Raw genomic sequence first — 10,369 nt, forward strand, 5'->3', positions numbered from 1 at the left:
CAAAAAAGATTTTATAGTTCAATAAGAATTCCCCCGTTCTAACTATCAATTATTGACAATTTATTTTTCCACATACTATAATATGTTTAATCATATATTTAATATAGAGCAGTTACTTTCCCCGCTATCATTTGCAGGGCTGGAATTGCTCTTGATGAAACCCTTTCCCCGCTACCATTTTGCAGGGCTGGGGTTTTTTGTTTTATAAGTAAAGCACAAAAACAGAAATCACTTCTCTTGCTTTCCTCTTGCTTATTCAATGCATCCGTTAAGGTCAATTTGGCAATTGAATCCCCTCAATTCATATTATTAAGTAAAATACAAAGAACCTCTTTTAATTTTCGAGGCATTTAAATGATTACAGCATATTTTTTAAAACGGCAGTTCCGTGTCAAAATTATATTGTTAAATACTCTTTGATTTTCCATTAAATTTACTACTCGACTTGCAACCATTAATTTTACACAACTAGTAATTGCTGAATATTTTTTATATCTTAAGTTTTTTCTCTTGTAGAAAGACAGATAATGGTATCCGATTTTTGTATGCTACAAATAATTAAATCACTTCAACAAAACACCAAAAAGGATATGTTAAAAAGTTTAACAACTTCTAACACACCCTTATATAACTATTAACCCAAAGCAATTACTTTCACTTCTTATTCTGTATCCCCCGAATCGTACTTTTCGGAATCGTTGCATCGTGCTCCACAATGAATACTTTTGAGAAGCAGTTGTAATATGTTTCATCATGTCCCTTTGGCGATACAATGATTAGTTTACGTTGTAGCTCTTCGGCATAGAGATTGAATACTTTATTTTTTCGTTCATCGTCTAATGCACTATCGAATTCGTCGAGGACGATATAGCCTGGTGAAGTGGCTAAGTTTTGTAGTAGTGCGAGTGCGAAAAGGAGTGAGCTTAGTGATTCTTCTCCACCGGATACGCCTAAGCCTACCTTGCCACTACGAGCTTTCATGCTTACATCTTCTAGTGCGCCTTGATGGCCAATTTTACGTGCTTTAATGTATAGTCGGAAAATGACGCGACCTGATTTTTCTTCAATGCGTTCTTTTTCGACTTGTCCTTCAAACTGGAACAAATCCATATATTTTTGGAAAAGCGTATTGATTTTAATTAAGTGCATTGTAATCGTAGTTTCTAAGCGATCTTCTTGCTCATTTGCACGAATCGTATTACTTTCAAGGAGTTGCTCCGACTTCGCTAACTCAGCGTTTTTCTTATCGAAATCAGCCTTTTGTTGATTGTAATTTTGCTGGGCATTTTCGTTTATTTTTTCTAAGCGTGCATTACGTAGCTGCGCTTGTGCTTGTTCGCTTTCAGCTTGTAGCATCGTCAGTGACATGTTCGTTGCAAGTTGTTCGTCTAGTTGCTGTGCTTCTTGCGGTAGTATCTGTTCAAGTTCAATCAATTCGAGCTCATAGCGACTTTTCATCGTTTCATCCAATTCGAGCTTGTCCTTTGCCTTTTGAATCGTTAAATTATAACCTGTTATTTGACTTTCTACGATATTCAAATCACTTTTAAATTGTTGATGCTGTTCATCTAGTCGTGATTGCTCACGTTTATGTTGATTGATTTCATGTTCTTTTGTCTCTTGATCCGTAGTAAGCGTTCGAATGTTTTGTTTCAAGTATTTTCTTGCTTGCACAATCTGTTGTAGTTGCATTTGCTGGTCTGCAAATGCGCCGAGCTCATCGTGAATTCCCCACTGTTCTTCATAAAAATCCACATTATGCTCTGCTTCAATTTGCTCCCTTTTTAGCTTGTCTAATTGAATTTCAAGTACTGTTTGCTCATCATAAAAATCTGATAATTTTTGTTTGACTAGTTCAAGCTGCTGCATATAAGATGCATAATCCGCTTGCTTTAATAATGTACTTTCGGCTAATTGCATTGTATGAAGATGGCTTTGAAGCTGTTTCAACTGTTGTTTTTTTTCTTCGTATTGTTGTTCTAATTGTTGCTTCTCGTTCTTTGTTTTTGAATATTTCTGTTGTACTTCCTGCAACAGCTTTTCGATTGCCCCATCACTTAAAATATATTGCGCCGCTTCCTGCGCACCGCGAATACCGCGTGTATCATATAACAGGCCTTGCTCGATTTTCGGACTCTCTAAGAAAAATTGCTTCACCCACCAAAGTGCCTTATTCGCATAATTCCGCTGCTGTTCAGTTAAATCGCTACGAATTTGTAAGCCGTACTCTGGTAGCTTTGAGATACTTTCTGTTGGCACAAGTTGGGGAAGTGATACGTAATACAAATCATTGACTGGCTTATAGTTTTTTCCGACATAAAAAATAGTATATTTAATCGCATCAAGCTGCTTTTCTAACTGCACTGGAACAGATGGCATAAGCTCAATCAACTCACGTAACGGGTACGCCTCTAGTTGCTGTTGCTTTAAATGTAGTAGTCCTTGCTGCTGGCGTGTTGATACGACCTTTTTTTGTTCATACTGTTTAACATTTTGTTCCATCAATTGTAGTTCCATATTAAGACGCTGTATTTGTTCAAAATCTTGCTCATTTTGCAGCGATAAGATGTTGATATGTTGCTCGATTTGCGCACTGCTTCCATAGATTGCTTTATGCTTTTCTGCCTTTATGATTTCACCTTTTAGCTCCGATGAAGTGAATTCTAAACGGAATTTTTCTTGTTCGAGCTTGCGTTCTTGATTGCGCAGTTGGGTGTGCTGATTACTGAGCTCACCTAATTGATTTGTAATCGTAGCTAATTGTTTTTTTGTTTCTTCTAGCTTATGTTGTGTCGTTTCAGCATCAAAACGTAAATGCTTGCGCTTTTCATCAATTTTTTCAAGTTGCTGTTCTAATTCCTGCTGTAATGTTTGTTGTTGTTTATCTTCATTTTGTCGTTGTAGTAGCTGATCGTCTATGTGATTTAATTGCTGTAACAATGCCTCAATATTTTGTGACAATTGTGTTTTTTGTTGCTCTAGTTCACTCATGTTTTGCTTTAATTTTTGTTGCGTAACAATCCGTTTTTCCTTCTCCACTTGATCATTCGCTTTTTGCTCAGACGTCTTTTCAATCGAAGTACTATAATACGCGATCATTTGATGGAGCAACATATAATATTTTTGGCCGGATGTGAAAATACGTTTTTTGTTATCTAAATATTTATTAAGATCGGTTTGAGCGGCATTTAAGCTTAACTCTGCACCTTTTTGAATAGCCTTTAAATATTCAATTTCCATACGAACTTCTTTAATTTTTTCTAATGAAGCTTCCCATTCCTTTTGCATCTCAGAAATCTCGAACATGTCACTAAATTTGCGGAAACGCTCTTCCGGGTACATCGCCGCAAATTGATTGACTTCTTGCTGATACCAAATTAGATAATAAATATCTGGTTCAATTTTATAGCGCACGCGCAAATCTTCACGATACGCCTTGAATGTCCGTCCTGCTGTCCCACCAGATGTATATCGAGCATGAGATGTTAAAGTTTCTTCATCTTGCCCATGTAACACCTCATATTCGCGTTGAATCGGGCTATTTTTCGTATCTTGATTGACCGTTAGCTGAAAAGCGATGAATTTTGGACCATCAATTTTCGTCTTGCCTTCATTTAAAAATACGAGTGTAATACGTGCATTCCAAGGGTCATTTACTTTTAAATTTGTTGAACGAAGTCCCTCTAGTTCTACCTTCGATGAATGTAGCACTGCCCCAAGGCAAAATGTTAATGTCGATTTCCCTACACCATTTGGACCCGTAATTAAAATATGCTCGTCTGGTTCCCCCAAATGAATGCTGCGCGGTGAGTAGTCGCGAACGCCATGAATTTTTAATTGATACGGAATCATTCGTTTTCCTCCTCGATACGTAAGTTATAACGATTGAAAAACTTCATTACTTCATCTTTACTTAGCTGTGTTTCCTGGGCAAATTCCGTTGTGCGTCGTAAAAATGACTCTGAAAACATATGTACTCCTATGGCCGTTAACATATATGCCTCTTCAGAGACTGATTCATAGTCTGTAACCGCACCAATTTTTTTCAGTTGGTCGATATTATTTTTTAATTTGCGGTTGGCGTTCAGTGATTCGTGGCCAAAATCAACTAGGATTTGATGCAGGAGCGTAAATTCATGCCCGAGTACTTCTTGGTGATAAAACAAATAGAGCATAATGGCGAGTGCCTCACTGCTTAATGTTGATTTTGCATGTTTTGCGGTTACATGCATCATGACAATGACGCGGTCTCGACGGTCATCATAAATAACACGGAAATAGCGACTTAACGCGGCATTTAACCTATTTATAAATGAATGGAAAGCAACATCATCTCCATTTTTAATGCCAAGTAGCTTTTCTAAATCCTTCTTTGCTAAGCCGTAATTTGCCCCTTTAATCGATGCGGATGAAGAAAATAATAACTGCATAAACGCTAATTCTTCATCGGTTGTTAGATAGCCCTTTAAGCTATTCATCATCATAAGGGTATTGTCGAACGGTAAATCGTTTGTCGTCATCATCTATCCACTCCCATTGTTTTTCATAGTCCTTCGTATGCTCGATAGGCTGTTGTTCTACTTTTTTGTTACTCGTTAATGCCGATACAGCTAATAATGAAAGAATCGCATCATGCCATTTGTTTGAACTCGATTCCACAATAAGCTCTTCCATTTCCGTTTCACCGTGCTCGGTTAAATAATTTTCAATTCGTTCGGTATCAATGAGTGATTGTGTCATTTTCCAGGAAGCATCCTGCAATGCCTCTTTTATTGGGCGTACATCCATTTCGGTCTCTGCATATTCATGCGCAAGTTGATTAGACATTGGTTTTTCTAGCTTTGGTTCATAAGTTTGTAAATAGTGTACGGCATCTGTAATATCTTGTGGGCCAATCGGTGCGGCAAATTTTACAGGGACCCATAGGCCATCCATTCCCTCTTCTTCATATTGATTTTGTTCCATAAAACTTAAAATATCATGTGCTGTTGGGATATTCGTATTGGCTTCAGGTGAATGCATCGCCAAAATAAACTGACGCACCTTTTCTGGTGAAATAGTGTTAGCGGTAGGTGTGAGCTGCATATTAACAAAGCGTATATATTTTGTCAGTAAGCTTAAGCTGAGCGAAGTTCCTTTTGAAATGGCAGCCGTTCCGCGACGCATTAAATCGCTCATTTTCGTACTTTCTTCGACGGTGCCAAACTGTTGTAAACGTTCATTTAATTTTGTTTCGAGCTCAAGCATTAGTTGATTAATTTTTTCCAGCTGCGGTAAGGCATTGCGATCAGCAAGAAGTTCAAGCTGACGTTCCTCTAATTGCTTAATCGCCTCTTCAACGTTGTAAATCATCGATGCAATTTTATTGCCTCCAGAAATCCCTTGATCGTCATAGGCAGCGCTTATTTCAGCATCGCGTCTCGCTTGAAATAGAGAGCGTCCAATATCATCCTGCAAATAATAAGCCAGCGCATCATTACCCATACGAATTAAACCGTCCATTAAATTTTTTCCACGGTCACGCATTTTAATTTGGCGGCTCTGTTTAACAATCCAATTATTGCGTTCTAAAATCGTAAGCATTCTCGTAATTTGCGCTAATGTTGGCGGTTCACTGTCTTGTGGATACGTAGACTGATATCGGTAGTACAGGACTTCCTCATTATCGATGGCATCTTTAATGCCGAGAGATGCTTCATTAATTAACTGAATGACATTTAAAAAACGAATAGTTTCAATTGGGGAATCGTACATTTTTTCGGTACTTAATTCCTTTAATACACCTGCTAATGATGCTAAATCACGCATTGATTTCATAAACTCTGCGGTTTGATAATCGCTTGTAAAAATTGAAATAGGTTCTTTTACATCCATTTGATCCACTGTTCAACCCCTCCTAACTGCTGTTCCTGTTCATGTGCTTCCTGCACATGGGCTACATAGCTTTCAATTGAATGATACAGTTCATAATCACGCCCAACAATTTTCACCGTTCCCTGAACTAAGGCTGCGGCATATTTGGCAATCGTAATACCCGAGCTATCAGTATCTGTCCAAATAATCGTTTGTTTAATAGCCGAATGCAGTAATTGCTCTATAAATTGTTTATGTGCAGAACGAATTTGTCCGTCTAAACAAACGATGCAAGAATTCGTTTGCCGTAAAAACTCCGTCTCTATAGCCATACGCGTTAAAATAGCACGGTTTTCAACAAGCCATAATGTTGTATTTGTCGTTGTAAAAGTTGATGTTAAGACCGCATTATCCGTTGTCGCATGCACCGCGCCAATCGCATACGTGGCAAGGCTATTTTGCATATTACCAGTAAAATAAATTGGCACAATTTTTCCGATGCTCACAAGCCCGTAAAGTGTCGGGTCAATACCACTTTGCTCCAGTTGCGCTAAAAAAGCCTTGCGCTCTTGATCAAATACCTTTGAACCTCCAATTGTATCGTGCAAAGTCGCGCCGATTTCCTTAAAATCAAATAGTTCCTTATGCAAGGATAACGCATAAAACGCTAAACAAAACTCAATATATTTCATGCGCTTTTTTATCGTCCACTGTTCAGGTAGCACGTTCCATTTAATCGCATGTTGGAATAACTCCGGTAACGTTAATTTCTCGGCTTTTTGTTGTAACGCCTGCATCTGTTGCTGTTGTTTTATGAGCTGTTGCTGCTCAGATTGTTGTTGCGCTTCTATGTAAGCCGGGCCAATGCGATAATTGTCTTCTTTAACGCTAATGCCGTCTATGTGATAACGAATTTCGCGCACAATCCAGCCCTGTTGTAACCACTGCTGAATCGTGTCATTCGTTTCGTGTAACGTTCGTTTCGCATTTGTTGTGAATTTATAAGATGCTAATTTTTTTGGCAGAGGTGAAGTAAATTCTGTATTCATCGTTATCTTTATATGTGCGGCTTTACGAAATGTACGCGCCGTCTTTTTGACAATCGTCATAACAAATAGTTGCTCTTGCTGTTCTACCTTTTCAATCGTCTCATCTTTTTTCAAAAAATACGATTGGATAAATGCCTCATGCATTACGAAACCCTCCTCTACTTTATACCCAGTTTAGTGTTAGCGTACCATATGTTTTGATTGTTGTGGGGCGCACAGCCGTACTTGCGAATATAAACGGATGGCACTTTTTGAATACAGCTACGACTTATCGGTAAATCTTAAATTTAATTTTATTATAAATCCTAGACTTAGCTATTTCATGAAATCTATCATTTCGATTTAAGTTGTTCTGAAAATTATTTGACCATAGAAAAACTGCACTTCCAATGATTGGGGTGCAGTTCTTTTTTCAAATTATTGCTGATCCAAACTATCCAACAGTTCTACAATATACTGTGAGGTTTCCATCATCTGCTCTTTATTTGTTATGGAAGATTCGCCGTCACCTTTTTGATGTCCATAATCGCCAAAACCTCCATGATTGCCACCGTTTATTTCGATAAAATGTGCGTCACTTGGCATAACATTTTTTGTATCTTTTACTTTGGTTAAGTCTGCAACTTTATCATTGCTCCCCCATAGTGATAAGACTTTTATTGGTTGACTACTTAGATTTGTTTTTGATTGGGGATAGGATGCTAATAGTACCAAGCCCTTTATTTTATCATTTTTAAGTGCGTAATCTGCTGCCATTACGCCCCCTAAAGAATGCCCTCCGATCACCCAAGTATCAATTTCTTTATGATTACTTATTATATTGTCTGCTTTATTCGGTGAAAAAATGGCTAAGTTAAAGTTCATTTTCGCAATACTTACAGTATAACCTTTTGCCGCAATCTCTTTAGCTATAGGTGAATATGCGGAAGCTTCTACCTTTGCTCCGGGATAAAAAATAAAGCCGATATTTTTAGCATTCGATACAGGTTCAAATAAAATATCTCCATTTTCCTCTACTTGAACGATCGCGTCCGATTTCAAACTATCCAAAGCTAACGAACTGGCCTTATAGTATGAACTTACATAAATAAAAAATCCTGCAACCAGCAGTACTAACAGAGCAAAAATTCCAGTGAAAATTTTAAATTTTAGAGATTTCTTTTGTTTCATCTTATATCCTCCTGTCCTATTTATTATATTCACCTATACAAAAATGTTCTAATTATGTACCAGTATCCACTTCCCCCGTTAATACTAGCCCTGAAATATGCTCGTTCACATTTTGTTCTGTCCATTTTTTGTCTTCAAGATTGACTAATAGGCTCATAATTTTTAATTTCAAACTTTGGTCGATGACTATTCGGAACACTCCAACTATACGGACGTTGACATGATGGTAAAGCTGATTTCATACCAGAGCCATCCTTCAATTCCCCCGACAAAGTTTAACATTATTTTAATGATAGCACCCACATCTCGTTTTCACTTGGAGGTGCAAAGTGAAATAACTTACTTTGCACATAAAAAACACCACCTCAAATGAGATGGCTACATCATTTTAGATATTTAACTAAGGTTTACCTTTTAAAATCCCGAAACTCAGATTGATTAATATAAGGGAAAGGAAAAAATACCCTTACTTTCCCCCTAAATATTGTATCTTTTTAATTTCCAAGAATAAGCCCAAGTCCGAGGATGCCTTGGATATCCCTCTTGCGTCAAATCCTCCATTTGATATATTTCCTTGTTTTTCATTAAGCTAATAATTTCTTGAATCCGATTGTCATAATCAAATATGTACCCTTTTCCCCAAGCAGTAATTGTAAATTGAGCCTCTTTGTGAGCCATTTCAATTATCGTATTATTATTATATTTACCGTAAGTATCTATCCCTTTAACAAAATCCAAACTTTGTACTGAAATATATTCATCTACTTTTTCTGGATATGTCTCACATACGACATAAAGATTAGTAATAATAATTTTCCCTATATCCTGCAAAACACCATCAGCGTTATTTAAAAAAACGTATTTTATAATACGATTAAGAGTGTTATCGGAAATTTCCTCATTTGCTTTACTTGGATTAATCATCATTAAATGGACAGCTTTTTCGTTGTCACCATTCTTCAATTTTATATCTAACCTATATCTCCTATTAGTAGCAATATCATAATGTACTAATTCAACATTTTTCACATACTCATCTTTGTAGTAGAAAATTCTTTTTTTTACTCTTTCCATACTTCACCTCCTCGTATGAAGTGTCTGTGTCTTTGATTGTTTTTAAAATTAATAAATACTATCAATGACTGCTTGAATATATATGAAATATCTATGGAGTAAATATTTCAATGAATTCTTTATTAAAATCAACAGATTATTTAACTCTATGATTTCTGTTAATGAAAAACTTTCTAATATTAAATCTACTAACCCTTAATGTTTTATAATTAAATAAAGGTAAATTTTATTATAATTCCCCATCTTATATATCCGGATTATTTTTTATTATACGCCCTTTTTTTCTTCCTTCACATAACATTTCTTTGTATTCAGAATAAACAGTATACTTTTTTGTTAATAATGACTAAATTGTGCCTCTTTTTGTGAATAATATCTAAAGAATCAATTGAAAGAAGCATGATGAAATGCGATTAATTATTCCTCTATGGCTCAAAATATCTTGGAATGGTTCAAAAAAAAACATTTAATTGAAAAGGGATATACTTTTACAAGTTTTTTTGAAAAACTCGGAGTAAATGATAATGATTTAATGGATTGTAGTAGTGTTGAAGTAAAAGTAGCATGTGATTCTTGTATTGACCGATTAATAGCAATCTCAACGCCTTTTTAGCTCTTTTTCTATTCGTAATAATGCCATTAAAATGCCTTTTAAAGAAATACGTTGTTGCGGGCAACTTTATAACTTTCAGTAAATTAAGATTGGAGCTGCAAATGCTTCAATCTTTTTTATTAGTCAATTATTAGAATAGCTTAATTAATTTAAAAATAGTGCTGCTTAGGAAAGTGACTAAAATTCAGGATATTTCTCAAAGATTATCATTTTTGATTTGACTATTTTCTTTAACTAAAACACCCTGTTAGCTGAAGAAGAAAAAGGATCTACTACTTTTTAAAGTAATGCTCCTATTATTAGAAAATTAAATCCCCTCTTACACTTTCGTAAGAGGAGATTCTTGTTCTATCTATACAATTTTTTTATTATCAATTGTTGACTAATAAAGCACTCACTCCCCAATTATCGGTAATATTGATGAATTAAACAGACTAACAAGTAGAGTCATAATTGGCTTAATGGATACCATTACCTTAATATTTGTAGGCCAAACACTAATGGAAATAACAATATGAATCGGCTACACTAAGTTGGACATAAAAAATAAGGGCTAGTACACTTAGACTACCAACTTAAAGGAGCGTGCTACTATGTCACGTCAACGTCG

7 protein-coding genes are annotated in these 10,369 nt (G+C 36.0%); all 7 read right to left on the bottom strand.

Annotated features, from left to right (window positions below):
- Window positions 1-654: 654 nt before the first annotated feature.
- Window positions 655-3,852 (bottom strand): AAA family ATPase, encoded by a 3,198-nt coding sequence (locus ACQKNX_RS22405; protein ID WP_427430749.1) that lies wholly within the window; start codon window positions 3,850-3,852, stop codon window positions 655-657.
- Window positions 3,849-4,520, bottom strand: a complete 672-nt coding sequence (locus ACQKNX_RS22410; protein ID WP_427430759.1) for a hypothetical protein — start codon at window positions 4,518-4,520, stop codon at window positions 3,849-3,851. The genes ACQKNX_RS22405 and ACQKNX_RS22410 overlap by 4 nt, the downstream gene beginning before the upstream one ends.
- The gene (locus ACQKNX_RS22415) at window positions 4,471-5,874 is read right to left on the bottom strand and encodes a hypothetical protein (RefSeq protein WP_427430761.1); all 1,404 of its coding nucleotides are present in this window, start codon (window positions 5,872-5,874) and stop codon (window positions 4,471-4,473) included. The genes ACQKNX_RS22410 and ACQKNX_RS22415 overlap by 50 nt, the downstream gene beginning before the upstream one ends.
- Window positions 5,865-7,046 carry a DUF2399 domain-containing protein gene (locus ACQKNX_RS22420; RefSeq protein ID WP_427430750.1) on the bottom strand — a complete coding sequence of 394 codons (1,182 nt, stop codon included), beginning with the start codon at window positions 7,044-7,046 and terminating at the stop codon, window positions 5,865-5,867. The genes ACQKNX_RS22415 and ACQKNX_RS22420 overlap by 10 nt, the downstream gene beginning before the upstream one ends.
- 273 nt (window positions 7,047-7,319) lie before the next feature.
- Window positions 7,320-8,072 carry an alpha/beta hydrolase gene (locus ACQKNX_RS22425; protein WP_427430751.1) on the bottom strand — a complete coding sequence of 251 codons (753 nt, stop codon included), beginning with the start codon at window positions 8,070-8,072 and terminating at the stop codon, window positions 7,320-7,322.
- A 52-nt stretch (window positions 8,073-8,124) separates the two neighbouring features.
- Window positions 8,125-8,271: a hypothetical protein gene (locus tag ACQKNX_RS22430; protein ID WP_427430752.1), complete on the bottom strand. Its 147-nt coding sequence runs from the start codon at window positions 8,269-8,271 to the stop codon at window positions 8,125-8,127.
- A 278-nt stretch (window positions 8,272-8,549) separates the two neighbouring features.
- Entirely contained in the window at window positions 8,550-9,146 is a 597-nt protein-coding gene (locus ACQKNX_RS22435) for a DUF1643 domain-containing protein (RefSeq protein WP_427430753.1), read from the bottom strand.
- Window positions 9,147-10,369 lie beyond the last annotated feature (1,223 nt).

The organism is Lysinibacillus sp. NPDC093712, assembly GCF_050280025.1.
Taxonomy (GTDB): Bacteria; Bacillota; Bacilli; order Bacillales_A; family Planococcaceae; genus Lysinibacillus.

What these genes read in the sequence shown, in the direction of transcription:
- ACQKNX_RS22405 (WP_427430749.1), bottom strand. Translation starts at nt 3,852, where the DNA reads ATGATTCCGTATCAATTAAAAATTCATGGCGTTCGCGACTACTCACCG.
- ACQKNX_RS22410 (WP_427430759.1), bottom strand. Translation starts at nt 4,520, where the DNA reads ATGACGACAAACGATTTACCGTTCGACAATACCCTTATGATGATGAAT.
- ACQKNX_RS22415 (WP_427430761.1), bottom strand. Translation starts at nt 5,874, where the DNA reads ATGGATGTAAAAGAACCTATTTCAATTTTTACAAGCGATTATCAAACC.
- ACQKNX_RS22420 (WP_427430750.1), bottom strand. Translation starts at nt 7,046, where the DNA reads ATGCATGAGGCATTTATCCAATCGTATTTTTTGAAAAAAGATGAGACG.
- ACQKNX_RS22425 (WP_427430751.1), bottom strand. Translation starts at nt 8,072, where the DNA reads ATGAAACAAAAGAAATCTCTAAAATTTAAAATTTTCACTGGAATTTTT.
- ACQKNX_RS22435 (WP_427430753.1), bottom strand. Translation starts at nt 9,146, where the DNA reads ATGGAAAGAGTAAAAAAAAGAATTTTCTACTACAAAGATGAGTATGTG.